The sequence below is a fragment of the Streptomyces araujoniae genome (assembly GCF_050871195.1).
Taxonomy (GTDB): domain Bacteria; phylum Actinomycetota; class Actinomycetes; order Streptomycetales; family Streptomycetaceae; genus Streptomyces; species Streptomyces bacillaris.
The window spans coordinates 2,100,558-2,127,413 of record NZ_CP194070.1; the positions used below are offsets into that span (position 1 = coordinate 2,100,558).

At 66.8% G+C, this 26,856-nt stretch carries 20 protein-coding genes and 1 pseudogene; 7 read left to right on the forward strand and 14 right to left on the reverse strand.

Features of this window, described 5'->3' with window-relative positions; translation table 11 throughout:
- Window positions 1–31 precede the first annotated feature (31 nt).
- From ACQ9ZG_RS08975 to ACQ9ZG_RS08995, 5 genes are all read left to right on the forward strand, one after another.
- Entirely contained in the window at window positions 32–832 is an 801-nt protein-coding gene (locus ACQ9ZG_RS08975; protein ID WP_109915265.1) for a 2-keto-4-pentenoate hydratase, read from the forward strand.
- Window positions 833–1,108: 276 nt separating this feature from the next.
- Window positions 1,109–1,909 (forward strand): 2-keto-4-pentenoate hydratase, encoded by an 801-nt coding sequence (locus tag ACQ9ZG_RS08980; protein WP_109915264.1) that lies wholly within the window; start codon window positions 1,109–1,111, stop codon window positions 1,907–1,909.
- A gap of 2 nt (window positions 1,910–1,911) precedes the next feature.
- Window positions 1,912–2,196: a 2-hydroxymuconate tautomerase gene (gene thmT / locus ACQ9ZG_RS08985; RefSeq protein ID WP_018486992.1), complete on the forward strand. Its 285-nt coding sequence runs from the start codon at window positions 1,912–1,914 to the stop codon at window positions 2,194–2,196.
- Window positions 2,193–3,179: a VOC family protein gene (locus tag ACQ9ZG_RS08990; RefSeq protein WP_032754089.1), complete on the forward strand. Its 987-nt coding sequence runs from the start codon at window positions 2,193–2,195 to the stop codon at window positions 3,177–3,179. The genes thmT and ACQ9ZG_RS08990 overlap by 4 nt, the downstream gene beginning before the upstream one ends.
- A gap of 133 nt (window positions 3,180–3,312) precedes the next feature.
- Window positions 3,313–4,572 (forward strand): Nramp family divalent metal transporter, encoded by a 1,260-nt coding sequence (locus ACQ9ZG_RS08995; protein WP_109915263.1) that lies wholly within the window; start codon window positions 3,313–3,315, stop codon window positions 4,570–4,572.
- 157 nt (window positions 4,573–4,729) lie between these two features.
- On the opposite strand, the pseudogene ACQ9ZG_RS09000 reads toward ACQ9ZG_RS08995, so the two are convergent.
- From ACQ9ZG_RS09000 to ACQ9ZG_RS09015, 4 genes and pseudogenes are all read right to left on the reverse strand, one after another.
- Window positions 4,730–4,861 (reverse strand): annotated as a pseudogene (locus ACQ9ZG_RS09000) (IS5/IS1182 family transposase); the annotation flags it as partial.
- Window positions 4,862–5,048: 187 nt separating this feature from the next.
- Window positions 5,049–5,432 (reverse strand): hypothetical protein, encoded by a 384-nt coding sequence (locus ACQ9ZG_RS09005; protein WP_109915262.1) that lies wholly within the window; start codon window positions 5,430–5,432, stop codon window positions 5,049–5,051.
- Between the two features lie 46 nt (window positions 5,433–5,478).
- Window positions 5,479–5,961, reverse strand: coding sequence for a hypothetical protein (locus tag ACQ9ZG_RS09010; RefSeq protein ID WP_109915261.1), 483 nt, complete (start codon window positions 5,959–5,961; stop codon window positions 5,479–5,481).
- 8 nt (window positions 5,962–5,969) lie between these two features.
- Entirely contained in the window at window positions 5,970–12,329 is a 6,360-nt protein-coding gene (locus ACQ9ZG_RS09015; RefSeq protein ID WP_499280243.1) for an RHS repeat domain-containing protein, read from the reverse strand.
- Between the two features lie 239 nt (window positions 12,330–12,568).
- On the opposite strand from ACQ9ZG_RS09015, the gene ACQ9ZG_RS09020 reads away from it, so the two are divergent.
- Window positions 12,569–15,562, forward strand: a complete 2,994-nt coding sequence (locus ACQ9ZG_RS09020; protein ID WP_258312023.1) for an FG-GAP-like repeat-containing protein — start codon at window positions 12,569–12,571, stop codon at window positions 15,560–15,562.
- A 237-nt stretch (window positions 15,563–15,799) separates the two neighbouring features.
- Here the strand turns inward: ACQ9ZG_RS09020 and ACQ9ZG_RS09025 are convergent, their stop codons facing one another.
- The 9 genes from ACQ9ZG_RS09025 to ACQ9ZG_RS09065 form a co-directional block, all read right to left on the reverse strand.
- Window positions 15,800–17,020 carry a hypothetical protein gene (locus tag ACQ9ZG_RS09025; protein WP_258312022.1) on the reverse strand — a complete coding sequence of 407 codons (1,221 nt, stop codon included), beginning with the start codon at window positions 17,018–17,020 and terminating at the stop codon, window positions 15,800–15,802.
- Window positions 17,017–18,123, reverse strand: coding sequence for a HesA/MoeB/ThiF family protein (locus tag ACQ9ZG_RS09030; RefSeq protein WP_109914694.1), 1,107 nt, complete (start codon window positions 18,121–18,123; stop codon window positions 17,017–17,019). The genes ACQ9ZG_RS09025 and ACQ9ZG_RS09030 overlap by 4 nt, the downstream gene beginning before the upstream one ends.
- Window positions 18,124–18,184: 61 nt before the next feature.
- Window positions 18,185–18,316 (reverse strand): hypothetical protein, encoded by a 132-nt coding sequence (locus ACQ9ZG_RS09035; protein WP_258312021.1) that lies wholly within the window; start codon window positions 18,314–18,316, stop codon window positions 18,185–18,187.
- 63 nt (window positions 18,317–18,379) lie between these two features.
- Window positions 18,380–19,033: an AfsR/SARP family transcriptional regulator gene (locus ACQ9ZG_RS09040; protein WP_181398124.1), complete on the reverse strand. Its 654-nt coding sequence runs from the start codon at window positions 19,031–19,033 to the stop codon at window positions 18,380–18,382.
- A 311-nt stretch (window positions 19,034–19,344) separates the two neighbouring features.
- The gene (locus ACQ9ZG_RS09045; RefSeq protein ID WP_109914692.1) at window positions 19,345–19,800 is read right to left on the reverse strand and encodes a S26 family signal peptidase; all 456 of its coding nucleotides are present in this window, start codon (window positions 19,798–19,800) and stop codon (window positions 19,345–19,347) included.
- Window positions 19,797–21,656 carry an ABC transporter ATP-binding protein gene (locus tag ACQ9ZG_RS09050; protein WP_258312020.1) on the reverse strand — a complete coding sequence of 620 codons (1,860 nt, stop codon included), beginning with the start codon at window positions 21,654–21,656 and terminating at the stop codon, window positions 19,797–19,799. The genes ACQ9ZG_RS09045 and ACQ9ZG_RS09050 overlap by 4 nt, the downstream gene beginning before the upstream one ends.
- A gap of 28 nt (window positions 21,657–21,684) precedes the next feature.
- Window positions 21,685–22,257 (reverse strand): TlpA family protein disulfide reductase, encoded by a 573-nt coding sequence (locus ACQ9ZG_RS09055; RefSeq protein ID WP_146225523.1) that lies wholly within the window; start codon window positions 22,255–22,257, stop codon window positions 21,685–21,687.
- A gap of 18 nt (window positions 22,258–22,275) precedes the next feature.
- Window positions 22,276–22,779, reverse strand: a complete 504-nt coding sequence (locus tag ACQ9ZG_RS09060) for a MauE/DoxX family redox-associated membrane protein (RefSeq protein ID WP_109914690.1) — start codon at window positions 22,777–22,779, stop codon at window positions 22,276–22,278.
- Between the two features lie 289 nt (window positions 22,780–23,068).
- Window positions 23,069–23,239: a hypothetical protein gene (locus ACQ9ZG_RS09065; protein ID WP_181398123.1), complete on the reverse strand. Its 171-nt coding sequence runs from the start codon at window positions 23,237–23,239 to the stop codon at window positions 23,069–23,071.
- A 677-nt stretch (window positions 23,240–23,916) separates the two neighbouring features.
- On the opposite strand from ACQ9ZG_RS09065, the gene ACQ9ZG_RS09070 reads away from it, so the two are divergent.
- Complete coding sequence (locus tag ACQ9ZG_RS09070; RefSeq protein ID WP_181398122.1) at window positions 23,917–26,403, forward strand: AfsR/SARP family transcriptional regulator; 2,487 nt, start codon at window positions 23,917–23,919, stop codon at window positions 26,401–26,403.
- Here the strand turns inward: ACQ9ZG_RS09070 and ACQ9ZG_RS09075 are convergent.
- Window positions 26,388–26,855 (reverse strand): NUDIX hydrolase, encoded by a 468-nt coding sequence (locus tag ACQ9ZG_RS09075; RefSeq protein WP_109914688.1) that lies wholly within the window; start codon window positions 26,853–26,855, stop codon window positions 26,388–26,390. The two genes, ACQ9ZG_RS09070 and ACQ9ZG_RS09075, sit on opposite strands and share 16 nt — an antisense overlap.
- Window position 26,856 lies beyond the last annotated feature (1 nt).

The window sequence follows — 26,856 nt, forward strand, 5'->3', positions numbered from 1 at the left end:
CCGCAGGAACACCGAGAGGCACGCATCCACCATGACCGCACATCAGGACGCCGACACGACACACGGGACGGCCGCACGGCTGTACAGCGCCCACCGCACCGGAAAGCCGACCGCGTCGCCCGGCCGCGAAGGTACGGTGACGACCCTCGCCGACGCCTACCGCGTACAGGCGGAGGTGGTGCGCCTGCACACCACCGGGGGCGAGCGGATACGCGGGCTGAAAGTGGGCCTGGCCTCCTCCACCGCGCGGCGCGCCCTGGAGGGGGCGACGGAGCCGGTGCTCGGCCGGCTGACCTCCGGCATGCTCCGTACGACCCAGCTCCTCCCGGCCGCCGACGAGTTGATCCGTCCGCGGGCGGAACCCGCGCTGCTGTTCGTCCTCGGCGCACCGCTGGAGGGCCCCGGCGCGAACGCGGCCGACGCGCTGCGGGCGGTGGAGTTCGTGCTGCCCGCGCTGGAGATCACCGACTCCCGGGTGGAGGACGGCCCGGCCACCGTCCTGGACCTGGCCGCCGACAACGCGGGGTGTCACTCCGTGGTCCTCGGTACGGAGCCGGTGAGGCCCGCCGGCACCGATCTGCGGCTGGCCGGTTACGTGCTGCACCGCGACGGGGCGGTCGTGGCGACCGGGGCCACCGGCATGGCACTCGGCTCGCCCCTGGCGGCGCTGGCCTGGGCGGCGAACGCCCGGGGGGACGACGGCTTCCCGCTCACGGCGGGCAGCAGCGTCCTGGTCTCCGGCTTCGCCACGCCCACGGAGCTGCCGCCCGGCTCCACGGTGACGGCGTCGCTGGCGGGGCTGGGCACGGCGACGGTCACCCGGGCGGGCTGACGCCCGGGGCGGGTTCCGCACCCGAGCGGGGGCTGCCGCGAGAACGGGGCCGCGCGAGCAACGACTCACGCACGAGCGGGGCCTACGCACGCGCAACGCCGCACACCCGAGCGGGGATCCACACCCGAGCACGCCCCACACCCGAGCAGGGCCCACACCCCAGCGGCGCCGGCCCAAGGGCGGAGCCCCGTCGGCCCACCTCCGTACCGCACATGCACACCCCCTCCCCCACCAACTCCCCATACCCACCCCACCCCTTCGAGGAGGAGGCCGTCCATGGCCGAGGCACTGGAAATACGACCGGGTGACACGCGACGTGCCGCCGCGGTCCTGCTGGAGGCGGAACGCTCCGTCACCGCGCGGGGCCCGATCACCGCGCAGTGGCCCACGCTCGATCTGCCGGGCGCCTACACCGTGCAGTACGAGGCGCTGCAACAGCGCCTGGCCCGGGGCGAGAGGCTCATCGGGGTCAAGCTGGGCCTCACCTCGCGGGCCAAACAGCTGCGGATGGGCATCGACTCGCCCTCCCTGGCCTGGCTGACGGACGCCATGGTGCTGCCTGCCGGCGAGCCGCTCCCGCGCGAACGGCTGATCCACCCGCGCGCCGAGCCGGAGATCGTCTTCGTGATGGGCGAGCGGCTGGCCGGGCCGGGTGTCACGGCGGCGACGGCGCTCCGGGCGGTGGAGCGGGTGCACGCCGGGATCGAGATCATCGACAGCCGCTTCCAGGACTTCTCCTTCACCCTGGCCGACGCGGTCGCGGACAACAGCTCCTCCGCGCTCTTCGTCCTGGGCCCGGTCGGCCGCTCGCCCGAGGGGCTGGACCTGGCGCACGAGGCGGTGCTGCTGGAGGTGGACGGCGAGCCGGTCGACTCGGCCACCGGTGCCGCCGTCCAGGGCCACCCGGCCGAGGCGCTGGCGCTCGCGGCGAACGCCCTGGGTGAGCGCGGACTCGCCCTGGAGCCGGGCCAGTTGGTCCTGACCGGCGGAATGACCGACGCGGTCCACGTACGGCCCGGTTCGAGCGTCCGCGCGAGCTTCTCCACCCTCGGCGCCGTCTCCCTGGCGGGGGGCTGACCGTGCCCTTCATCGACGTCACCCTCGGCACCGGCCGCTCGCCCGAGCAGGTACGCGCCCTGATCCACGAACTCACCGAGGCGGCGCACCGGGCCGTGGGCGCCCCGGTCGCGAACATCCGGGTCGTCATCCGCGAGGTCGCGCCCCAGCACTGGGCGGCGGGCGACGTGACGACGGCGGAGCGCGCGGCGGCCCGTACGGCGGACGGCGCCGCCCCACCGAGCAACTCCCCACAGACCGTGGGCGGCAGACCGCCCGCACCGGCGCAGGAAGGCAGTGGCACATGAGCGACGAACAGCACCGGCAGGAGATCGCGCACCTCGCACGGGTCGAGCTGCACACCCCCGACCCGGACGGCACCCTGTGGTTCTTCAAGGATCTGCTGGGCATGTACGAGACCCGGCGCGAGGGCCAGTCGGTCTATCTGCGCGGCTACGAGGACCCGTACCAGTGGAGTCTGAAGATCACCGAGGGCCCGGTGGCCCGCATGGACCACGCGGCGCTGCGGACGACGTCGCCGGAGGCGCTGGAGCGCCGGGTGCGCTCGCTGCAGGCGGGGAACGGCGAGGGGGCGTGGACGGAGGACGAGTACGGGTACGGCAAGACGTACGACTTCACCACCCCCGACGGCCACCACATGAGCCTGCTGTGGGAGGCGGAGAAGTACCGGGCGCCGGAGGACCTGCGCAGCAAGATCCTCAGCCGCCCGTCGAAGAAGCCGCTCCAGGGGCTGCCGATCAAGCGTCTGGACCACCTCAACCTGCTGGCCAGCGACGTCACCCCGATGCGGAACTCCTTCGAGCGGCACCTGCGGCTGCGGACCAACGAGCGGGTGGTGGACGGTGAGGTCGAGGCCGGGGTCTGGATGAGCAGCAGCCAGCTCAGCCACGACGTCGCCGTCATGCGCGACGCCCGGGGCGCCCGGGGCCGGCTGCACCACGTCGCCTTCTACTACGGGGTGCAGCAGCACACGGTGGACGCGGCGGAGATGTTCCGCGACTACGACATCACCATCGAGGCGGGCCCCGACCGGCACGGGATCACGCAGAGCTCCTTCCTGTACGTCTTCGAGCCCGGCGGCAACCGGATCGAGCTGTTCGGCGATCCGGGCATCCTGATCCTGGAGCCGGACTTCGAGACCCGTACGTGGACGATGGACCAGATCGACACGGGGACGGCGATCGGCGGGACGAACCTGCCGCAGGAGACGTACTTCACGTACGGCACACCGCCCGTGCCCCCGGAGCCGGCCGAGGACGAGGCGAGCTGAGCGGAGGCCCCGGGAGGCCGGACGACACCCAGGCGTCCCGGGGCACCCGCTCACCTCCAGCCCCCTGGGCACCCAGCCACTCACGCATCGGCACACGCCTGCCCCCGCCCCGGCCCGAAGGGACGATCCACGCATGACCACGCCCGCTCCCCCGAAGCCGGCCAGGGAGTCCACCCCGATCGAGGTGCGCCGGGTGCGCCGGGCCTTCTACGGTCCGGCGTTCGTCGCCGCGGTGGCCTATGTGGACCCGGGCAACTTCGCGACCAACTTCCAGGCCGGGGCGAACTTCGGCTATCTGCTGGTCTGGGTGCTGGTGACGGCGAACGTCGTCGCCATGTTCATCCAGTACCTGTCGGCCAAGACGGGCCTGGCGACGGGGAAGGACCTGGCGGCGCTCTGCGGGCAGCGGCTGCCGAAGCCGGTGGCGGCCGGGCTGTGGGTCCAGGCCGAACTGGTCGTGATGGCGACGGACCTGGCCGAGTTCGTGGGCGCGGCGATCGGGCTGAACCTGCTCTTCGGGGTGCCGCTCTTCCCGGCCGGGCTGGCCACGGCCGTCATCAGCTTCGCGCTGCTGGCCCTGCAGAGCCGGGGCTACCGGCCCTTCGAGCTGGCGACCACGTTCCTGCTGGCGGTGATCGGGTTCGGCTTCCTCTACCAACTGGTGGCGGTGGGCGGCCCGGACGGCGGGCAGCTGGCGGAGGGACTGGTCCCGCGGCTGGCGGGTACGGAGTCGCTCACGCTGGCGGTCGGGATCATCGGCGCGACGGTGATGCCGCACGTGATCTATCTGCACTCGGCGGTGACGGCGGGCCGGCTCCGGCCGGTGGGCGAGCGGGCGATGCGGACGGCCCTGCGCGCGCTGCGCACGGACTGCGTCGGGGGCCTGGGGATGGCCGGGCTGATCAACCTGGCGATGCTCGGTGTCGCCGCGGTCCTCTTCCACGGCGCGGGCGGGGGTTTCGACGGCTCCCTGACCGGGGCGCACGAGCACCTGGGCCGGCTGGTGGGCGGTACGGCGGCCCTGGCGTTCGCGGTGGCGCTGCTGGCGTCGGGCCTGTCCTCGTCGGGCGTGGGCACCTATGCCGGGCAGGTGGTGATGGACGGCTTCATCCGCCGCCGCCTCCCGCTCCTGCTCCGCCGCGGCCTGACCATGCTGCCCGCCCTGGTGGTCCTGGCCCTCGGCGTCTCCCCCGACGACGCGCTGATCGGCTCCCAGGTGGTGCTCTCCTTCGGCATCCCCTTCGCCCTGGCCCCGCTCGTCTACTTCACCAGCCGCCCCGCCCTGATGGGCACCCTGGTCAACCGCCGGATCACCACCTGGACGGGCACGGTGATCTGCGTGGTGCTCTCCGCCCTGAACCTGTACCTGCTGGTCCAGCTGCTCTTCGGCTGAGGCCGGGGCCGGGGCTCTGATCCCGTACGCGCCCCGAAGGTCCGAGAGAACCGAGGTGGAGCGGCTGGGACCTCGATGGGTGCCGCTTCTCACCTGCGGAAAGGCAACCACAGTGCCGTGCGCTACGTACCTCGGGCCATGGGGCGCTCCCGGTGCTCGCCGAGCAGTCGGCACGACTGTCGCCGACGCGATCGCACTCTGCGAGCGTCCCGTCGAGGAGGACGATGTCGGGGTCATGCTCGCGCAGGATCGTCAGCAGGCCCAGGGCTCGATCGACGGGCAGGCCGGTTTCACGCGCACCGGCCCGCCTTCACGCTCCGGTCGGTGGTTCCGGCTGATCCCCGCGAGGCAGCCCCTGCGACCAGTGGCACGTGCTCAGGACGAGTGGGCGGCGCGGTGCCGACCGTGTCCGAGCGATACACAACGGCATCCGCAAGCCGATGCGCGAGCGGGATGTGCTGGAGACCGACCTCGCGTCACCACGCCCCACCCGGCTCGGCGACACACACCGACGTCCCTGACGCCCCGGCCGCCGTCGACCGCATCGCCTCCAAGCCATCGACACGGATCACACTCTCGATCCGGCCCCCGTCCTCGCTCAGCATGACGCTCAGCACCGGCACAGCCTCCGCACCCGTCATGCGCACCGTGGTGCGCCAGGGAAGACGTGGGCCCTCGACCACCACCTCGCCCGCGTCGCCGGGCCCGGTGGTGTAGGAAATCTCGCTCACGCCCACGCCGGTGACCACGTACTCCACCTCGAAGGACCCGGCCATGCCGTCCGCAGCCGGCAGGCTGAACGCCTCAGCCCCGCTCACCGCGCCCCGCAGAACCCCGGGGTCCTTCCACCGATCACTCACCGCGCGCTTCCTTCCGGGGAGGACGGATCTCCCAGTTCACCGCCTGTCACCCTGCGAAAACAGGATTGAGTCGGACCGAGACCAGATTCCCCTCTTCGATACCCAGGACAGTTCCACCGGCGATCTGAACGAACTCAGGATCGGTAGATTTTTCCAGACGAATGGTGACCCACCCGGAGGAAGGATCATAGGAAACCTGCCACCCTTCCCCGGGGACCTCGAAGGAAACTCCGGGCTCGAAGGGGTGGTCCGACGAGACGAAAACCCGCCCCGGGGTGAACTGCGGGGCATCCGATTCGGCCACGACGCCCCTGACGTTCGGGAAGTACCCCCAGGCGAACAGGACTTCCCGGGACTCGATGTCAACCTCGAGTTGGAGTGTGTCGATCAGCACGCTCGCAACCCCCTCTGATCCGAGCCTCTCGCTCAGCGAATCCCCACTCTGCGCACTGAAGGAGAATCCGTACTCGGACTCGTCATAGGTGAGAACGCCTTCAAGAGGAGATCCGCCCTGGATCGAAAATTTCATTTCGAGTGCTAGCCCTTTTTGCTCTTGAAGAGGAAGTGGACGATTCTGTTGGAGTTTGCGTCGATGTTGAGCTCCCAGATCCCGTTGCTTCTGTTCAGTCTTCCGGGAGTTCTCCACTCAACGACCCCAGGGGCGCCCCGGGAATCCATCCTAGGCGCAGATCCCCTCATGATCTCCCGGAGGAGCATCCCGTTGTTGCCGTTCATGTAGGGGCGTGCGGCCCTGCCGAAGTTGGGAGCATCGACATCTCGAGTCCCAGCGATGTCCCAGGTGTGATTTTCGACGGTCCTGGTCATCGAAAGGTTCTCGACATCGATCTTCGACGCCAGATCCGCGGCGTTGCTCTGCTCGGCGACAGCGTCCTCGGCCTGCCCCCTGGCCTCGCTCTTGATCTCCTCACGGGCCTTGCTGCCGGCCGACTGCTTCGGGCTGGCCTTCTTCTGCTGAGCGGGCTTGGCCTTCTGGGACGGCTTCGGCCTCGGCTTCGGCTGCGACTTCGGCTGCGGCCTGGGCTTGGGCTTGGCCTTGCGGGCGGCGGCGCGGGCGGCCTGGGCCCTCTTCGCCGCGGCGCGCTGGGCCCGCTGATTGGCGCGGGCTGCGGCCTGGCGGGCTGCCGCCCGCTTCGCCGCGGCGCGCTGGGCGGCGCGCTTGGCTGCGGCACGCTTCGCCGCGGCGGCCTTGCGGGCGGCTTCGCGCTTGGCCTTGGCGGCGGCCTTCTTGCGGGCCGCGGCGATGGCACGCTTGCGGGCTTCGGCCAGGGCCCTCTTACGGATGGCCTCGGCCGCCTTGCGAGCAGCGATCTGGGCGGCCCGGCGGGCGGCGGCGCGGATGGCCGCCTGGATCGCGATACGGGCCGCGATACCGATCAGGATGGGGAAGAAGAGGCCGTCGGGGTCGGAGAAGGTGGCAGGGGCGTTGTTGGAGTAGGCGTAGGGGTTGATGGTGGCGGGCTGCTGGTAGTCGACCATGGGGTCGACGGACAGGAAGCGGCCGGTGGCGGGGTCGTAGGGACGGGCGCCGAGCTGGGTGAGACCGGTGTCCTGGTCGCGGGTGCCGCCGACGAAGCCGCGGTATCCGGGCCAGGTGGACGGGGCCGCGCCGCGGTCCTCTCCGAACGGGGTGAGCAGGCGCCGGGTGACCGGCATGCCCGCCGCGATCATGTCGACGGAGGCTTGGGTGGAGCCGTGGTGGTCGGCGAGGAGGACCTCGCGTCCACCGTCGGAGGAACGGACGGTGGTGGCGCCGTCGGGGTGCGTGTAGGAGCGCTGTACCGATTCGGTCCCGTCCGCCTTGACGGTCAGTTCGGTCTCGCCGAGGTAGAGGGTGGTGGCTCCGTCCGCGCCGGTACGCAGGAGACGCTCACCGGAGGCATCGTAGAAGTAGGAGGTCTTCTTCTCGCCTCCGCCTTCCTTGGGTTCGGTGACGGATTCGAGGTTGCCCTCGACGTCCCAGGCCAGGGACTGGGTGGTGCCGCCGTTCTGGCGGGTCGTGGTGTTGCCGGCGTTGTCGTAGCCGAAGGTGGACCTGGTGGTGCCGTCGGCGCCGGTGGAGGTGATCTCCCTCAGCCGGTTCGGGCCGCCCGCGTCACCTCCGTAGCTGTAGGTCCGGGTGATGTCCTTGGCAGCGTTCCCGGTGGTGTCGTGCTCGACCAGTTTGGTGCGGTTGCCGGACGCGTCGAACTCGTACGACTGCCAGTATGCGTCGGGGCCCCCGACGGCCGCCCTGCTCGGGCCGTCCGCCGCGCACTTCTCCCGCGCCGTCCAGGCCGAGGTCATGCGGCGCAGCTGGTCGTAGGCGAAGCACTGGGTGTCGGTGCCGGTCTGCGCGTCGGGCATCCCCGGACCGGGGGTGCGGGAGATACCGGTGACGTTGCCTGCCTCGTCGTAGGAGTAGGCGGTGTCGTCGATACGGCCGGGCTGGACGGAACGGTCGTGGACGACGCGGTCGGTCCGGCGGGTGAAGTCGTTGTAGAAGTAGGTGGAGAACAGCTTCTTGCCGGCGGGTCCGGCCTCGGAGCGCAGGATCTCCCCGTACTTGGAGTACATGACGTCGGTGACGTAGTTGGCGGCGCCGGAGATGGAGATGGGCAGGTCGTCGCGGTTGTACCGGAAGACCAGGCGTTCCTTGGCCATCGGCCCGACCTTGGGCAGCTCGACCCAGGACAGGTTGCCCGTGGGCGTGTAGGCGTAGGTGTAGGTGTACTCGCCCGCTGCCTTTCCGGCTGTGCCGGGGATGGTGGTCCTGGTGGTGCGGGGGCGGTAGTTGACGTCGTACTCCGTCACCTCGTCGCGGTAGGCGTTGCCGTCCTCGTCGTAGCGGATGGAGGCGACGGGCAGGCCCTTGCCGAGGCTGTCGTAGGTCCACTCGGCCCGCTTGGGGCCGCTCGTGGAGTTCTCGCGCAGACTGGTGATACGGCCTGCCTTGTCGAAGGTGGTGACCAGCTTGTTGCCGCGGGGGTCGACGACAGCGGTGACGTTGTCGCCCCGGTCGTACTCGAAGCGCGTGGTGCCGCCGTCGGGCTCGGTCGTCGAGGTCTGACGGCCCCGGGCGTCGTAGGTGAAGGTGTGCTCACCGCCGCCGGGCTCGGTGACCTTGGTCAACTGGTCCTGGTCGTCGTAGCTGTAGGTGGTGTCCTGCCAGGCGGACCGGTCGGTCTTGGTGTACTCGCGCAGTTTGGTGGCGCGGCCGTCGGTGTCCTGGTAGGTGGTGGTCACCGTCTCCCCCTTGGGCGGGGTGACGGTGATGGCGTCGCCGTCCTTGACGGTGGTGCTGCGGAGCTTCTCGTCGCCGTAGTGATAGGTGACCTCGGAGGTCTCCTCACCGAGGCCGTTGAAGACGACCCGGGTCTGCGAGGGCACCACGTTGTCGCCGACGGTCAGCAGGCTGGGGGCGACGTTCTGGTCGTTGAAGTATCCGTCGTTACTCTTGTACGCACGGCCCACGCTGTCGTAGAAGGTGTCGCTCACGATGCGGCCCTCGCCGCCGACCGCGGCATCCTGCGTCTGGCGGGTACGCAGGAGGCCGTCGAGGATCTCGTAGCTCGTGGCGTACGAACCGTCGTCCTTCAGGGTCCTGTTGGTGACGATCGTCGGGCCGTTGCGGCGGATGGTGTAGTCGTACTCGGCGGACGGGGACTGGGTGGCCGGGTTCCGGTCGATGTCCCAGACCTTCAACAGGCGCCCGAGCGGGTCGTAGCGCATGTCGACGCGCTTGCCGTTGGCGTCGATCTCCGCGGTGGGCAGTCCCCTGTGGTCGAACTCGGTGGTGTCGGTGTGGCCGAGCGGGTCGGTGTCGACCTGCTTGGTGGGGACGGCGCCGGTGGCCGGGGTGAAGACGGTACGGGTCTCGTCGCCCTCGACGTCCGAGGTCTTGGTCTCCCGGCCGTGGATGTCGTACTCGGTCCGGTCGACCGTGATGTGACCGTCGCCCGCCGCGTTGAGCTCCTGGACCTCGGTAACCAGGCCCCGGGCCGGAGCGGCCTTGTACGCGCCGCCGTCGTAGAGGGACCGCGTGTCGTCGATGACCTGGCCGCCGGGGGCGCCGCACGCCCCCGTGGTGGTGACCTCGCGGGACTCGGTGTCGAGGATGTGCTTGGCAGTGTTGCGGGCGTACTCGATGCGGGTGCACGCCTTCTTGCCCGAAGGGGCGGTCTCCTCGACCTCGGTGGGCAGTCCGGCACTGTCGTACGTGGTGGTCTCCGAGCTGCGCCGCCAGGTGGCGTCCTTGACGTGTTCACGGGTCTCGGACTTGACCGGGGACACCATGTACGCCTGGAGCGGGGTGGTGCCGGTGCGCTCGCGCTCGGCGGTCTTCACCGCGGAGGGCGTCAGCTTGGTGGCCGCGGCGATCGCTCCACCGTCGGAGGCGTAGGTGATCTCCTCGCGCAACTGGCCCTGGAACTCCAGGCGGTCGGTGACCTTGCCGCCCTCGGAGTCCTCGATCTCCACCGAGCGGGTGCCCGACGGCAGCTTGTCGCCGTGCATACCGCGGAAGTAGCGGTTCTCGGTCAGCTGCTTGACGTCGGTGCCGGACCCCAGCCGGGTGCGGACCCGCTCGTAACCGCGGTACTGCGACCAGGTACGCCGCTTGGCCTCGGTGTTCTCCGAGTCGTCGTAAGCCCAGGCCGCGCCGCCCAGGTACTCGTAGCTCGTCACCTTGGCCACGGCGTCCGTGACGTTGTCCTCCTCGCGAACCTGGGTGACCACGTACTTGTGGAAGTAGTCCGTGATCGGCTCCAGGGCGCCCTTCGGCGTCCAGACCTGCGGGTAGCAGCGCAGCGTGTTGGTCTGCGGGTTGGCGGGCATCGTGCCGCCGCGCTTGCACTGCTGCGGGGAGTAGGTGACGCCGATCGTGCCGCCGTTCTCGGTGTCCACGGCGTGGATGCGGTAACGGGAGAACGGCTCCAGGCCCTCGAAGCCGTCGACCCGGTTGTCCATCTGCTCACCGCGGAAGGTGACCTTCGGCATGGTCGCGGTGGTGCCGTCCTGGCCGTGTCCGGTGCGCTCGACGGACTCCAGCCACAGGGCCGGCGAGGTGCCGTCCCCGGTGGCGGGGAAGCTCTGGTCCAGGGTGAAGGAGTCGACGTCTCTGAAGCCGCCGTTGTTGACCTGGGTGGTGATCTTCGTGAGGCGCTTGGTGGACCAGAACGTCGGGGAGTTCTTGTCCTTGCACTGATCACCGGCGTTGCACTGCTGGTCGATCGGGGTGTCGGGCCAGTGCCTGGCGTTGGCCGGGGTCCGGTCGGTCTCCGCGCAGGTGAAGCCGGAGCCGGGTATGCAGCGCTCGGCCACGGTGAAGGTGATGCGCGCGGCTGCGTTCTGGGTGAACAGCTTGTCGGCGCGTTGACCGTAGTCGATGTTCTTCAGGTAGGCACCGCGGTCGTACCTCACACCGGCGGGCTTGTTGTTCTTGCCGTAGTGGTTGGACTCCTTGGTCCACCACAAGGACATGGCGTCGCCGCGCGGGTCGACGACGTAGTCCAGCATCCAGCGCCAGCCCTGGTCGCAGAACGAGTCGGCGAACGCGGAGGCGTGGCAGGGCTCCCCGGCGTGGTTGCCCGCGACCGGCACGGTCAGGGTGGAGTTGGTGCGCTGGGCGGCGGCACCGGGCAGCTTGTTGAGGCCGAAGTGGTACTGCGTGCCGTCCGTAGAGGTGAGGACCCAGTGCTCGCCGCCCCGGGCGCCGTTCTCCGCGCCGGTCTTGCGCTCCAGCCTGGAGCCGTCGTCGTCCGCCGGCCGCCAGGCGCCGCTCGTGTCGTCCTTGACCAGCTCGGTGGAGGACCCGCCCAGGGACATCACCATCTGATCCGAACCGAAGCACAGGTCCCCGGTCTTGCCCGCCTGGCCCGGGTTGTTGGCACCGGTGCCCTGGTCGTCCGAGCAGGAGCGGTACCGGCGCTCGATGAAGCCGGGCTCGTAGTCCCAGCCCTCGGCGATCCACGAGGACTGCGCGTTCGTCGAAGCGGTGCGTCCGTCGATGGACTGCGAGGAGTACCCCAGCGCGACCTCCGGCTCAGGACCGCCCGGGACCTCCGGTGCGTCCACGGGGTAGGTCCAGGAGAAGCCGCCCGATGAGGAGCCTCCCATCCAGGAACCGGAAGGGGAGAGAGAAGTGGCGGAGTAGTCGCCGCCCGACCCCGCCGCCCGTGCCACCGCGGCCAGGGCGACCGGCTGGGCGGCTCTGCCCGCGCGGGCCTGGGGGAGGTCGATCTCGCCGGTCAGCTGACGGGCGGAGGTGTCGTTGTGCTGGGTGAGGGACTGGCCGGTGGCGGCGTCGACCAGTTCGAGGCGGGAACCCCAGTTGGCGCCGAAACTACCCTCGAAATCACGGTAATTGAACTTGACCTCGACTTTACCCGAGGGGGGTGCATCAGCCGCGAATCCGGCTCTGCTCACCATAAGCGGAACGGTGGGAGTCACCGTGAACAGGACCCCGTTGACGCCGGCCTGTTCGGCGGCCCTCCGGTCCATTACCTCGATTTCCACGAGGCCGGTGTCGGCGGTGTTCTCGGTCCGGGCGCCATCCGCCTGCCTCACCGATACCGGCCCCGCACCGATGGCGGCCGACCTGCTCCCGGCCGAGGCCGCGGCGATCTGCGCGGTCTGCTTGCCGGTCGGCCAACTCGCTTCAGGCACCTCCCAGTCGCGGTCCGTCCCGCTGGAACGGTCCTGCTTCCCCGGCACGAAGTCCTTGCCGGGTATGGACTTCTCGTGCCGTATGCCGGGCGGCTCGGTCCTCTGCCCGGCCGCATGGGCGACATCCATGCCCGGGATCAGGGAGGCCAGAAGCGCCACCATGGTCACGATGGCAATGGTGACCAACACCTGGGCCAGGTAACGAATTTTGGGCAGCGTGGTGTCCACGTACACGAGGGAATCCTCACAAGATCGCCGAGAGACGCTCAATGTAAAGTTAATGTGAAGGTAAAGTCAATCCTTGACCTTTCCTTTTGGATGCAGATCACTGACCCCTGTGCGGTCGACTCCCCGGACAGAGGTGATCCGCGACCGGAAGGACCGCGCAGAGCGCCTCACGCAGGGCGCACACGGGCCCTAACGCCCCTGTGCGGCTTGCGGCTGTCGATTTCCCAGCAGAAGAAAGTGACCACATGTCGCACATACCGGGCAGGGCGAGACGGCGGCGCACCAGTGCGCTCCTCGCCGGCCTCCTCACCGCCGCCTGCCTCTCGGGCACCACCCCCGCCATCGCCGCACCGGGGCAGCCCACAGCGGCCCTTGACGAAGCGACAGCTCTGATGGCCACCGAGGCCAAGGCGTCCGCACGCGCAACGGCCGAGGGCGAGCCGGTCGAAGTCACCTCCGCCCGTACGGAGACCGGCGAGGTCCATGCCATGCCCGACGGCACGATGCGCCGTACGGAACACACCGCGCCGGTGCGCGTCAAGCGGGCCGGTCGGTGGCAGGCCATCAACACCGACCTGCACCGCAGCGGTGACCGGCTGGTACCCAAGGCAGCCCCCGGCGAGGTCGCGTTCTCCTCTGGCGGCGACAAGGAGCTGGCCACCTTCACCGACAAGGGGCGCAGCGTCACCCTGAAGTGGCCCGACCCGCTGCCGCAGCCGCGACTGGAAGGCCCTACCGCGACCTATCCGGAAGTCCTCCCCGGTGTCGACCTGGCGGTCTCGGCGAAGCTGGACGGCTTCGGGCACGTACTCATCGTGAAGAACGCGCAGGCCGCGGCCCAGCCCCGCCTGAAAACCATCACCTACGGGCTCGAAGCGGATGGGGTGAAGTTCGAGAAGGACGAGGCATCGGACACCCTCCGCGCGCTCACCCCGCAGGGCCAGGAGGTCTTCTCCACCTCCACACCGCGCATGTGGGACTCATCGAGCACCGGCGTGGCCCGCCGTACCGCCCTCGCCCAGGAGTCCGACCCGGGCGTCCGGACGGCCGACCTGCCGCTCACCCTCTCGCCCGACTCCCTGACCCTGACGCCCGACCAGGATCTGCTCAACGGCGACGCCACCACCTACCCGGTCTACCTCGACCCGAACTTCAACGGCGCCCGGCAGGCGTGGACCATCGCCTACTCCCGCCACCCCTCCACCTCCTTCTGGAACGGCACCAACTGGAACGGCAGCTACAAGGACCAGCCGCGCGTCGGCTACGAGCAGGACTCCGGCGGCAAGTCCCGCGCGTTCTTCCGCCTCAACTCGAAGGGCCTGGGCGGGGTGCAGGTCCTCTCCGCGCAGTTCCAGATCACCAACACGTACTCCTGGTCCTGCTCCGGGCGCAACACCGAGCTGTGGCTGACCGGTGCCATCTCGAACCAGACCACCTGGAACAAGCAACCGTCCTGGTCGACCAAGCTGGAGACCAAGTCCTTCGCCTACGGCTACAACTCGAGCTGTGCCGCACGCGGGGTCGACTTCAACGCGAAGGTCGCCGCCGAGCGCGCCGCTGCGGGCAACTGGGCCGACTTCACGGTGGGACTCCGCTCCACCTCGGAGACGGACACGTACACCTGGAAGCGGTTCAACAGCAACCCGAAGATCATCATCAGCTACAACCGCAAGCCGAACACCCCGTCCAGCCTGCAGACTTCGCCTTCCACCAGCACGGACACAGCCTGCAACGTCGCCCCCTACGTCACCCTGGGCAACACCGACGTGACCCTCAGGGCCAAGGTCTCCGACCCGGACGGAGGCACCGTCAAGGCGCGCTTCCACCTGTGGCCCACCGGCAAGCACCCCAATGACGCCGCGGACGGGGTCATGATCATCAACCGCGATGTCCAGGTCACCTCAGGCAGCATGGCCTCCACCGTGGTCTCCAAGAACGACCTGAAACGCTACGAGGGCTTCGGCTCCAGCGGCCGGTTCTCCTGGAAGGTGTCTGCCCTCGACGCCCATACGTCCTCCGGGTTCACCCCCACCGGCGGTGGCTGCGCGTTCGGCTTCGACTCCAGTCGTCCCTCGTCCCCGCCCGGCGTGACCTCCACCGACTTCCCGAGCGGTGACAGCGGATCGTGGGGTGCGCCTGCCCGGACCGAGGGATCGTTCACCCTGAACTCCAGTGGCGTCTCCGACGTCGTGAAGTACACCTACGGGCTGAACACCAATCCGCCCACCACCGTCGCCACTCCGGCGGCGGCGGGCGGCTCCGTGACGGTCAGGCTCACGCCGACCCACACCGGTCCCCATACCCTGTACGTCGTCAGCCACGACAGGGCCGGCAACAAGTCGGACACCCAGGCCTACCTCTTCTACGCGTCCAGCCCCGGAACCCCCGAGAAACCGGGCGACCTCAACGGCGACGGCCACCCCGACCTCTACGCAGTCGACGCGAGCGGCAACCTGCGCTTCTACCCCGGCAACGGCGAAGGCCGCCTCGGCACCCGGATGGACGTCTCCACCACCGGAGAGTGGGCGGGCTCCCTGATCACCCACCGCGGTGACTGGACAGCGGACGGGTACGAGGACCTGATCGCCCGCCGGAGCGACGGCAGGATCTGGCTCTACCCCACCGACGGCCTCGGCCGTGTGGACGAGGAGACCCGCCAGGAGATCGGCCAGTTCGCCTCGCCGGGCGAGCCCGAGTACATCGACCCCGCCTCCATCGACCAGCTCGTCTCCCTCGGTGACATGGGCGCCGATCCCGACGCGGCCAAGGTCGACTTCGCCGCCGTGATCGGCGACGCCCTGTGGTACCTGCCCGGCTACACCGGGGGCCACCTCGATTACGGCTACCCGATCGCCGGCACCGGCTGGAAGAACATGACCCTGGTCTCTCCCGGTGACCTCGACGGCGACGGGTACACCGACCTGATCGCCCGCGACACCGTCAGCGGTCAGGTCTGGCTCTACCGGGGCAAGCCCGGCCCGGACGGCGGCACCGACCCGACCTCCCTCGCCGACCCGGCCACGCGCACCACCTACGCGACGGGCCTGCCGACCGCCACCCACCCGCTGATGACCGCGCCCGGCGACGCCGACGGGGACGGCGTCACCGACCTGTGGTCCACCCACCTGGTCACGGGCAGCGGCAACCTGATGTTCCACCCCGGTCGGGCGACCGGCGGGGCACAGCCGCCGTCCGTCGTCGGAACCGGGGGCTGGCACGCCATCAGGGCCATTGCCTGACCCTGTTCCAGAACTCCCGGTGCGGTGCGGTCCGAACGTGAGCGACCGGCCCGCGCCGCACCGGGAGACGGCCGGGCGACGGCGTTCAGTACCGCACGGCGCACGACGGCGCCAAGGGGCACTCCACCGCCCCCGTATATTCGGAGGCATTCCGCCGGGCGCATGCGCTGCCCGTCAGCCCATCTCGCGGGGCGGCAGACTGCCCGCGCCGGAAGGTCACCGAGCATTGGCCGGACGTCACGTGCGCGTCGAAGCCGAGCCGCGAGCACGGCTTACCGACCGCCATGCTTGGCCCACCTTCACGCCGTGCTGCCGCCACCAGAGACGAACCCACAGCACCTGTAGCCCCACCACCACGATGATGGTCATGAGGGCGTCGAGTCGGGCCAGGATGCCGTTGCTGTGCAGCAGCACGGTGATCGAACGGGCCACCAGTGCCCAGGTGACGTCCTGAAGAAGTTGAACTGCCACAGCGATGCACGCTGTCGTACCGATGACCATGAGCACGGCGAAGACGCGTATCGCCCTGCGCTCCGACTCACAGCGCGAGGCGAGTGGGTTCTGGGCTGGTCGGAGCAGGAGGCGACGCCCCAGGGCTCGCAAGTACGCGGCGGAATCGCTGTACAGATTGCGGCAACCGGTGAGGTCCTGGACGACGAAGTAGAGATCGGTGCGCATGAAGACCAGACACTGCCCCATGAACGCGTAGAAAACGGTGAGGATGGTAACGACCAGGAGCGGGCTGTCATGACCTGCGGCTATGGCCAACAGACAGCCACCTGCGATCGCCGCATCAAGGGCAATACCGGACAGATATACCGTCAGACGTTCGCGACGGCCGCTGAGCCAGATCCCCGTCACCTCCGTCTGGACCACCAGGAACTGCAAGCGAGTACCCAGTCTCACGCGGCCCGCGACACCAACGGCCCGTGCAGTAAGCAGGTGGGCCATCTCATGGAGAAGAATCAGGCACCACGCCACGAGAGACTGCGTGAACAGCACGAACGTTCCATAGTCAGTCCATAGCAAGTCACTCCAGCCGGGCAGGATCGTGGGCTCTACTGCTGCTGCCACCAGGCCGCTGAGGGCGACGGTGAGGATGACGGCATGCGTTGCCGGGTGGACGGCCCACCGGGAGTGCCGCATCTTCAGTGCCGGCAGAGTCACCTTGGTGGGCTGTTGAGAGAACGTCCGAAGGCCGATCGCGGAGACCAGACCCGAACGGGCGAGACCCTCCGCCAGTGAACGGACATTGATGTCACGCCCCGAGACCTCCCGCAGCTCGGCCCGAGTCTGCGCGATGGTTCGCCCCTCCATCAGGAGCCTCACCGCTGCCATGCCCACGTCCGGCAGCGCTAGGATCTGGCCGGTCTCCACACGTCCGACAATCCATTCATCGCCATCCTTGCGGGACCTGATGGAACGGAAGGTCACCTGCACCGCGTCGTCCTCGGTCATGGCTTCGCCGACCGGAGGCTGTCCTGCTGATGGGGACGGCACAGCTCGCACCCAGGGCGGGCTGGGTGCCGCACGAAGACGTGCTGATCAGGAGAGATCAGGTTTATTCCCCGAACGTATCCAGGGGCGAGTCTACCGATCCCCGTGATCAGCGAGATGACTTCATACGCGACCAACTGACCGGCGATTCCTGCCAAGGGTGCCAGCACACCGGTTCCATTCAAATGCAGCTGCGCCCCTGGCTTCAGCCTTTCCTCTTCACCCGCCGCAATGCACTCGTAGCACGGTCCGGTGGGGGCGTACACACCCACGGCGACCATCGGCCCATTATATCCGGCGGATACCCAAGGCACTCCTCGGTCAGCGCACACCCGATTGGTCAGACTCGCAATGAACCCTTGGCGTGGCTCGTCCGCGCACAGAGCGAATACATCAAATCCGGATACGAGGTCCGAAAGTTCTGCCTCTGTGTCCACCATTCGCTGCTCGTATGAGAATGACCCTGAAGAGTTGACTGCCGAGAGCCTTTCGACGGCGACCTCCGCTTTTGGTCTCCCAATATCTGACTCCACATACAGGACCTGCCGCGTCAGATTGGATTCCTCTACCGCATCAGGGTCGATGCAGTGAAGTGAGCCGACACCTGCGGCTGCAAGTGACCATGCGGCATGACTTCCGACGCCCCCGACGCCGAGAAGAAGGACCCTTGCCCTCTTCAGGCTGAGCTGATCCTCCCATGGATTGACCCGCGGCCTCAGATCTACGCGCCGGAAGAAGGCGTGATTCCTACTGTATCTTTCGACCTCATGAGAATCGAGCCCTGCTGGAGTTTCCACCTCGGAGTCCTCGACGTACCCGGAGTCCAGAAGTTTCTCAATCACCTTGCGGGCACCGATGTGACCCAAAGATGTATACCGGGACGCCAGGTCGTCCACAATCCGGGTGACGGAAGTCTTTCCGTCCATCAAGCTGAGCGCATCCCAGGCCCATCCATTCGAGTCGACGATCTCCGCTGCAGTTCCGTACAGCTCGCCACCAATTCGAATCGTACCGTCATCAAATCGATAGGGTTCATGCTCTTCCTTGACCCGCGGGTATCTCATCGTGAACCTCCCCTGCCTGGGGTGGCAGAGCGAGATGCTCTGCCACCCCAGACCATCCGGACTATCCGTCCTGGTGCTTGTTCTGGATAGTCTCGATCTTGTCGAGAAGCCGGATTTCGATCAGTTCGGCTTCCTGCTCATCCGAACCGTCGATGTCGCCGGTGAACTTCTCCGTGAGATCCTTCTCCGTCATGTGTTTCCCCTCCGTGAAAGAAATAGCTTTCGCCGACGGCGAAAACCGACCAGCGGCTAAAAATCAATTGGCCACCGGAAGTCCATGAATATGACTCAGCTCTGGATCTCTTCTCAGAACTTGGGAATGCAGTATCTGCAGCATGGAGCCGGGTTCGTCACCGAGTTGCCGAATCAGTCGTGAGCGAATGTTACTGAAACAGGCCAGTGCTTCGCCCTGGCGTCCGCTGCGATAAAGGGAGAGCATGAGAAGACCTGCGATCCTCTCGTCTTCCGGGTAGTCTGCGGCGAGTTGATGAAGTGCGGGTAGGTGCTCCTCATGTCGACCGACACACAAACTGGCCTCAGCTCTTCCGACGATCACTGCTCGATACTCACGCCGAATGCATATACGTGCCCCTTCGGCCCACCCTCTGTCCAGGTCGGACAGCGGATCACCGTGCCACAGAGCCAGTGCGTCATCGAACAGATGCACCGCCATGGTGCTGTCCCCCCGGTACGCGGCACTTTTCGCTGACCGCGACAGATTCCGGAATCGAAAGAGATCGACTGAATCTCTTTCGATATCGAAGAGATAGCCCCCGGGGCGTCGCACGAGGGGGGAGTCACGAGTGCGGCTACCGCCGACATCCAGCGCCTGCCTCAACCGGGCAGCGTAGGTGTAGAGCGCTTGGCGCGGATGCTGGGGGACTTCAGTCGCCCACAGCCGTTCGATCATGACCTCGTCCGACACAAAGCTGCCAGGGGACCAAGCCAGAGAAGCAAGGAAACGTCTGACGGCTGTATGGAGCATGATCTTGCCGGCCGATGTGTGTACTTGAACACAGCCGAGAAGCCGCACATCCATGTGGTACCTGCCGTTCGTTAGGTGGTGGCCACAAACCTGGCAGTCGGTGCGCATGGATGACGCATGGATCGTGCATGGCCGGGCGCCGGGCGTGGTGTCACGGCCAGGTCGGTCGACCCGGTTCCGCGACGAGGGCTCCGTGGACGGTGAGGTTCACGTGGCCCCGTGCCGATGCCCTTCCCTCAGAAGCGTCTCCAGACCGTTCCCAGCACGTGCTCCGAGGAGAAGAAACCCAATTGCCGAGAGTCGAGGCTGACCGATGCGTTGTCGCCGAGAAGGACCAACTTGCCAGGAGGAACGGCCCCGCCTTCCGGAGCGATATCGCCAGGAATCCCTGCAACACGTTTGATCAGCCATTGATCGCTTGACACGCCGGAGAACCGGAAACCAATTCCGCGAGCTCGCCCATTCCGGAGGTCTCCGCCTCGGCCAGGCCGTTTCACAACAATGATCTCTCCACGCGTCGGCCTTCTTCTCCGCCGTACGAGTACCCGATCGCCGGGCTTGTAGGTAGGCAACATGCTCAGTCCCGTGACCGTCACGATGACCAGGCTGCTTCGCAGCATTTTGTAGGAGATCAGAGCCACTACCATGACAGCCGCAAAAAGCCCGATGAGGCACCACCCAAGAGTGGTCATCGGCCTGCCTGCCCAAGCGGAACAGAATCGGCTTCTTCTTGGTAACCGGAGGCCTGAAGAGCGAACAGTCGAGCGTAATCGCCTTCGTGTGCCATCAGTTCTGAATGGGCTCCCTGCTCCACGATCCTTCCGTTCGAGAGCACGACGATATGGTCCGCGTTTCGGATCGATCCGAGTCTGTGCGAGATCAGAAGTGTGGTCAGCCCGTCGCGGTGTCGACGGAGCGACGAGTTGATCTCGTGCTCGGCTTCCGCGTCAAGATTGGAGGCCGGTTCATCCAGTATCACGAAGTCACGTCGACCGCGCAGGAATGCTCGGGCCAGCGCCAGACGCTGGGCCTGCCCGCCGGAGAGCACGATTCCCGTCTTCTCGTTGTCCTTGTCGGCTTCCATGAAGAAGATCCTGGTAAGGAGCGTTTCGTACCCCTTGGGCAAGGAAGCGATCACATCATGGATTCCCGCATTCACCGCCGCTTCCTCGATCAGAGGATAATCGTCGATAGCCCGCAGGTCGCCCAGGCCGATGTTCTCGTGAGCCGTCATATCGTAATGCATATGATCCTGGAAAACTGCACCCATGCGCGCTCTCATCCGTGCTGCGTCGACCTCTCGCAGATCAATTCCGTCCCACAAAATGGCGCCGCGCGTCGGATCATAGAAACGGCATAGCAGCTTGACCAGGGTCGACTTCCCGGCGCCATTGAGTCCCACGAGCGCCAGCGACTTACCCTGCGAGATAGTGAGATTTACTCCGCGCAGGATCCACGGGTGGTCGTCGGAATACCGGAACCATACATCGCGCAATTCGATAGCGTGACGAAGTGGTGGGATTTCCAGCGGGTCTCGAGGTACGGGAAGATCAGAAGGCGCTTTTGTCACAGCGAGGTAGTGCTGAAATAGTGAAAGTGCTTGGTGGACCCTTGCCGAGTCGACCGCCAGCTGGGTCAACGCCCCTTGAATTCCGGCAACGGCCGCGATGAAGATGGCGATATCTCCGACCGAAAGGTCTCCGGCTGATACTGACTTCACTGCCCACAGCAGGCCGGCTCCCGACAGGATTGTCGCCAGGAGCGTCAGGGTTGACTGGACGAGCACCTGATGCCGGTCGGCACGTCGCTTGGCCGAGTTGCTGGCCCGTCGTTCCTTCTGCATTCGGCCGAGCAGAAAGTCGCCCAGCCCGAACAGGCGCACCTCCTTTGCTGCCTCTTCACTGGACAGGAGCTGGTCGTAGAACATCTCTCGCCGCTCCGTGGGTCCGATCTGCCACAGCATCTTGGCTCGGACTCTGGACAGGGCTATCTCAGCAACCAGTACCGGAATACCGAAGGCCAATATGAAGCAGGCCATGAGCGGAGCCAAGATGAAGAGAGACCCCACGAACCCCGTGATCGTGATGAGCGAGCGTACGGTTCCCAGCCCTCCGTCAAGGACCTGATGGGGGCCGTCCTGCCCAGATCTCTTTGCGAGCCGCATCCTGTCCAAGTAGTTCGGGCTCTCGAACGGCGCCAGCCCGATGAACCGGTTCACCGCGGTGAAGAGGCTCTCCTGAGCGATCAGCCCGATCTCTCTGCCGAGTTCAGCGCCAAGGAACCTCGAGACGATCGGCGCAATCCCCTGCAGCAGACCTGCGACGGCGAGAGCCGAACCAAGAGTGATGACTCTTTCCAAAGACACGCCATCGACCAGGCCGTCCACGATCAGCTTGGTCAGCCATCCGATGGCGACCGGGAGAGAGCCGCTCGCCAAAGCCAGAACGACATACGCGAGGACCAGCAGAGGCGATGCGCGAAAGGCGAGGCCAAGTGCGGCCACGGCAGCGCGGGCAGGGAGTATTTTGGGGGAATCGTTCTCTTCCACGATCACTCCTCCTGAGCCGTCTTCTCCGTCAGCTGACCCTGACGGGTGAGACAGGGGTTTCATCTCCCGTCAAACGAGCGGAACTCTGCACGGAATAGGACACGTTTCCAGATCCATCGATGACTGAATACGTCGGCCATACGGTCACCCCCATCTCTCTGACCACTCGATCCACCGATTCACCCGAGTGAACTACTCGACTGACATCCCTGAGCTCATCTGCATAAAGGGAAACCCCTTCCTCGTCCCCGAGGATCAGGGAAAAGACTCGGTCGCGCGCAATCCCGGAGGTTTCCAGGAACTTCTTGTACTCGGGAAGCTGTTGCTTGCAGCCGCTACATCCCGTGGACTGGAAGGTCAGAATCCACTGCGCACCGTCCTGGGCCGGGAACTCCACGCGCTCGCCGTGGACGTCTGTCATCGCACCGACGCCGGGAACGGGTGTTCCCAGCGGAATTCCCCTTGGCCGCCGGCCCGTGCCCACCCCTCCCTCTTCGACCAAAGGGTCAAGGAGTCTCTTCACTCTCAGCGCAACGGCCAAGGACAACGCACACCCAGCGGAAGCGACGAGCAAGGCCAGCACGGAGAACAGGATCGCCACGATGGAACTCCTTTTCAGTCACGTTGCCATTTTGAAGAACGACACTATTTCATCTAGATAGAGCAGGAGAGCGCCGGCTATTACTGCGGGGCCGAGGGAGAAGTAGAACGCGAAAGCTGGCGTGTCCCCCATACCAGTGGCCAGGAGCGCACCTGCTCCGGAAACCATGACCAACAGGATGTTGCGGGTCACGTGTACGCCGGAGATTGGCCCCCCGCCGTCCCCCACACACCCGCAGGATGCGCTCCTTCGGGTCCTGAGCATGGCCACCAGATACAGAGTGAAACCGACCAGCAGGAGCACGGAGAGGGAGAACCCGATCCATGCCGGGCGGATTACCATCAGGGCAAGTGCCGTTCCGATCTCAGTCGCTACGACGCCGGCCGCCAAGAAGCTCGCAAAAGGACGTACGTCTGGCATGGTGGAAATCAAGTGGGCCCGGAAGGCGGAAAACTCGCGCAGCTTCAGAACGGCCGACAAAAGATATACCGTCGCCATCAATATCTGACAGAATATGACCATGGTACTCAATTGGACCCCTGCCCCTGTACTCATCGCACCGATGTCGGTGCGTGCGCCGCTTGGCACTGGCCAAGAGCTGTTCCGATGACAAGCGCCCATATCTGACCGGGATGATTCGGGCCCTGGTAACCACCGCAGGAAAGGCGGTGGTTACCAGGGTGCAGTCCGACCGCCCCTTATTCTGCAGCCGGGGAAATCCCCGTCCTGCCGGACAGTAGGACGTCTCGTATCGCGGCCGTCTACGCCAGGATCTTCACCGAAGAGCCCCTGGCAGGGTAGGAAACCGGGATCAGCCGATGTTCACACAATTGGCAGTGCAGTTGGCGTAGAAGCAGCACTTCCGCCAGACCGTACCCGTCCACCAGGTCTCGCAGTACTCCGGGCAGCCGGCCGCGGCTTCGGTCTTGGGAAGCAGCCTGTCGGCCACCTTCATGACGAGACTGGTGATCGCCTTGGACATCTTCTTTCCTTTCGTAGACGTATGCCGGATTCGGCATCCCCCTGCGCCGTTCCTTCTGCGCCTCTTCAGGATTCCGCGGCAACCTTTCAGGGATCTTTCACGAGCTCAGAGCGATACGTGATCTCTGTTCGGCCTGTATGGCTCGATGGTGTGACGGTGGGACATCACCGCCGGTCAGACAGTGGCGATTCGCGTAACCGTGATTCACCGGATGGTCCGGTTCCCGTCGGCCCCTTGCGGGCGGGCATGGTCTGCTCGGGTCAGCCGACCGGTACACGGGCGATGTCGAAGGCGTGTGTCCAGACCGACCGCCAGGGCCGGCTGTTCGGCAGGTACAGAGTGACGCGGCGGGCAGTGCGGGCGGGCCGGGATCTGGATCAGGGGAGTACAAATCGTGGCGGTGGTGGCCCTGGCGTCGAAAGCGGAGGTGAGCATGTCTGTGCTCGCGGGGTGCCCACATCAGCGAGGCAGTCCCGCCCCAGGCGACCGTGAGCGCGGAGAAGACCACTCCGCGACCGCCATTCTCAACGCGCACACGCGGGTACGACCCACCGCGCGTAAGCCCGAGGCGCAGGGGCGAGCCGGAGCCTCCGTGATCGCGATCGGAAAGAGGGGCCGACAGTGGCTTGAAAGCCCTGCAGCTGAGTGCCCCCTACGCCTCGTCTACAGTCATGGGCATGACCGTGGACGAGGTTCGCTTCCGGGTTCTGGGCCCCCTGGAGGTCGAAATTGGACGCCAGCCCGTCGCGCTCACCGGCAGACAACGCGGGCTGCTGGCAGCGCTGCTGCTCAACCCTAATCAAGTGGTCTCGGTGGCGTGTTGCGCAGACCGGCTCTGGGGGGAAAGAGCCCCCTCCACCGCCCCCGCCCGCGTACGGGCGTTGGTCACGGAATTACGCCGCGCCCTGCATATTGAAGGGCGTCGGCTGATCGTCACCCGCAGCCCCGGTTACTCGATTCTTCTCCAGGACGACGAACTGGACGTCGTCAAATTCGCGTGTCTGCTCGATGAGGCCGGCCGGTCCGCACAGCGCAAGCGGTTCTCGCAGGCGATTGATCAGTACGACGGGGCCCTCGCTCTGTGGCGGGGCGATCCCTTCGTCGATCTCGAGGCGACGGAGGTCGGAGTGGAGGCGCGTAGGCTCGGTGAGGCTCGGGCCCTGGCGATCGTGAGCCGTGCCGAGTGCCAGCTGTCTTCGGGGCGCGCGGCCGAGGCCATCGAGGACCTGATGGCCTTCACCGCTGAGCAGCCGCTGCGTGAACCGCCGCGGGGCCAGCTGATGCGAGCCCTCGGCCACTCCGGCCGCCGCTCCGAGGCTCTCGAGGTGTACGAGGACTATCGGATCGTGCTGCAAGCAGAGTTGGGCGTGGAGCCGTCCGATGAGCTCCGGCGCCTGCGCCTCAGCATGATCGAGGGAGGTGGGGTTCCGACGGGAGGCGTGTCCACCGTGCCTGTCGCCATAGGACCCCGACGACCTGTGGGGCCGCGTCAGCTTCCTCCGCGTACCCCCAGGTTCACCGGTCGGCGAGAAGAGCTGCGGCGCCTCGACGAGATGCACGCGGACAGAGAGCCGACCGTCCTCCTGGTGGGGGGCGCCGGAGTGGGCAAGACGTCCTTGGCCCTCCATTGGGCAGACCGAGTCGCCGCCCGTTTTCCGGACGGCCAGTTGTACCTGAATATGAGGGGCTTCGACCGGTCGGAGCCGATGCCTGTCACCGAGGCCCTGCCCATCCTGCTCCAGGGCCTGGGCTGGTCCGCCAGGGATGTGCCGGTCGACCCGGGGGCTCAGGTGGCCCTCTACCGCTCACTGCTGTCCAGTCGGCGCACCTTGCTGGTGTTCGACAACGTTGCGGATGTAAGGCAGGTGCGAGAACTCCTGCCCGGTGGCTCGCATTGCATGTCGGTCGTCACCAGCCGGGACCGCTTGGAAGGCCTGGTGGCGTTGGACGGGGCCCGGCGACTTACCCTGAACGTTTTCGACGGTGAGGAGGCCCTGGGCCTGCTCCGGCGAGGCCTGGGCGAGAACAGGACACAGCGGGAACCCGAAGCCGCCGCCGAGCTGGTCGAATTGTGCGACCGCCTACCGCTCGCCCTGTCCATTGCTACGGCCTGGATTGCGGACCAGGAGCACAGGACCATCGGTCAGTACATAGCGCGGCTGACGCGGCAAGGGCGTCTGGCTCAGTTGAAGGTGGAGGGTGACGAATACGCCGCCGTACGAGCAGCACTGGATTTGTCCTACGAGGCGTTGCCCGTCACGGCACAGCGTGCGTTTCGCCTGCTGGCCGTGGTCCCTCATGCGGGCGTGTCCGCGCGCGCGGCCGCCGCACAGATCGATTCCGCCCCCGACACGGCCGACGATCTCCTGTCCGCCATAGCCCGCGTGCACCTGATGAGCGAGTCGGGGGTTCAGCGCTATTCCTGGCACGACCTGGTGAAGGAGTACGCGGCGGAACGCGCTGCCGTAGAAGATCCACCCGAACAGAGGGAGGCCGCTGTCCGCCGTCTCCTGGCCCACTACTTCCTCGCGGTTATCGACCTCGTGGACGTATGCGGGTACCAGCTTCCCAGCATGCCGTACGACGCGGACGAGGTGCCCTGCGCCGGGCCAAGTGTTTTCGACGGCCCGGAGGAGGGGCTGGCTTGGTTCGACGCGGAGTGGAAGAACATTCTTCTGGCCATCACCTACGCAGCGGAACACGGTCCGCCGGGCTATGCGCCGCTCATCGTCAACGCCCTGCAGGATCTGCTCCAGCACCATCGTCCTTATACGGAATGGCTGCGCATCTCCGCCACCGCGATGGCTGCGGCCCAGCGCCAGTCCGACATGGCCGGTCAGGCGGCCATGCACCTCTCCCAAGGTCTCGTGCTCCTCCGCATGGCGGATCTCGAGGCGTCGCTGGCACAGAACAAGGCGGGCCTGGAACTCTCGCGCCGGGTGGGCTGGCGCGCCGGGGAGGCAAACGCCCTCCAGGGGTGCGGAATGGCGCTCAAGCAGCTGGGCGAGGCAGAACAGGCCCTCCTGATGTACCGCCAGGCGCAAGAGATCAACCACGACCTGGGGCTGCTACGGGGTGAGGCTCGGTGTCTCAGTGAGTGTTTGGGTTCTTGGCCCGTTGACGCCTTCTCGACTATTGGCGAGCGGGGTCAGCTCAACGGCTGAGTGCGTGTTCTCCAGTCCCTGTTGATGCGGTCCAGCCACGTGTCCTGGTCGTCTGCCAAGGGGAGTTGTAGCGGGATCGGCAGGAAGCGACAGGAGAAGATCATGCTGGCGTCACTGCCGTCACTGCCGTCACTGAGGACGCGATGGACCCATGCGTCGGGGGTGTCCGCGGAGGCTTGGAGATGAAAGAAGTTCGTGCGCCGTGGGTGCCCGGTCTGTGGATGCGGCTTGTCCTCGACCGCAAGCTGCCTGATGATGCGAGCGGTCTGCAGGCCGGTTTCTTCTGGCGTTTCTCGCAGAACCGCTTCTTCCAGGCTCTCCCCGGGTTGGACACCACCCGCAGGGATCTGGGTGCCAGCTTCGGGATAGTCGACATGGTCGAAGACCAGCAGCTCAGGAACGTCTTGTTGGCGGATCACATAGGCAGCGACGCGGACTCTCGGATGGCTCATC

Excerpts from the sequence above, each read along its gene's own strand:
- ACQ9ZG_RS08975 (WP_109915265.1), top strand. The coding sequence starts at position 32 with ATGACCGCACATCAGGACGCCGACACGACACACGGGACGGCCGCACGG.
- ACQ9ZG_RS08980 (WP_109915264.1), top strand. The coding sequence starts at position 1,109 with ATGGCCGAGGCACTGGAAATACGACCGGGTGACACGCGACGTGCCGCC.
- ACQ9ZG_RS08990 (WP_032754089.1), top strand. The coding sequence starts at position 2,193 with ATGAGCGACGAACAGCACCGGCAGGAGATCGCGCACCTCGCACGGGTC.
- ACQ9ZG_RS08995 (WP_109915263.1), top strand. The coding sequence starts at position 3,313 with ATGACCACGCCCGCTCCCCCGAAGCCGGCCAGGGAGTCCACCCCGATC.
- ACQ9ZG_RS09010 (WP_109915261.1), bottom strand. The coding sequence starts at position 5,961 with ATGAAATTTTCGATCCAGGGCGGATCTCCTCTTGAAGGCGTTCTCACC.
- ACQ9ZG_RS09020 (WP_258312023.1), top strand. The coding sequence starts at position 12,569 with ATGTCGCACATACCGGGCAGGGCGAGACGGCGGCGCACCAGTGCGCTC.
- ACQ9ZG_RS09025 (WP_258312022.1), bottom strand. The coding sequence starts at position 17,020 with ATGACCGAGGACGACGCGGTGCAGGTGACCTTCCGTTCCATCAGGTCC.
- ACQ9ZG_RS09030 (WP_109914694.1), bottom strand. The coding sequence starts at position 18,123 with ATGAGATACCCGCGGGTCAAGGAAGAGCATGAACCCTATCGATTTGAT.
- ACQ9ZG_RS09035 (WP_258312021.1), bottom strand. The coding sequence starts at position 18,316 with ATGACGGAGAAGGATCTCACGGAGAAGTTCACCGGCGACATCGACGGT.
- ACQ9ZG_RS09040 (WP_181398124.1), bottom strand. The coding sequence starts at position 19,033 with ATGATCGAACGGCTGTGGGCGACTGAAGTCCCCCAGCATCCGCGCCAA.
- ACQ9ZG_RS09045 (WP_109914692.1), bottom strand. The coding sequence starts at position 19,800 with ATGACCACTCTTGGGTGGTGCCTCATCGGGCTTTTTGCGGCTGTCATG.
- ACQ9ZG_RS09060 (WP_109914690.1), bottom strand. The coding sequence starts at position 22,779 with ATGGTCATATTCTGTCAGATATTGATGGCGACGGTATATCTTTTGTCG.
- ACQ9ZG_RS09065 (WP_181398123.1), bottom strand. The coding sequence starts at position 23,239 with ATGTCCAAGGCGATCACCAGTCTCGTCATGAAGGTGGCCGACAGGCTG.
- ACQ9ZG_RS09070 (WP_181398122.1), top strand. The coding sequence starts at position 23,917 with ATGACCGTGGACGAGGTTCGCTTCCGGGTTCTGGGCCCCCTGGAGGTC.
- ACQ9ZG_RS09075 (WP_109914688.1), bottom strand. The coding sequence starts at position 26,855 with ATGAGCCATCCGAGAGTCCGCGTCGCTGCCTATGTGATCCGCCAACAA.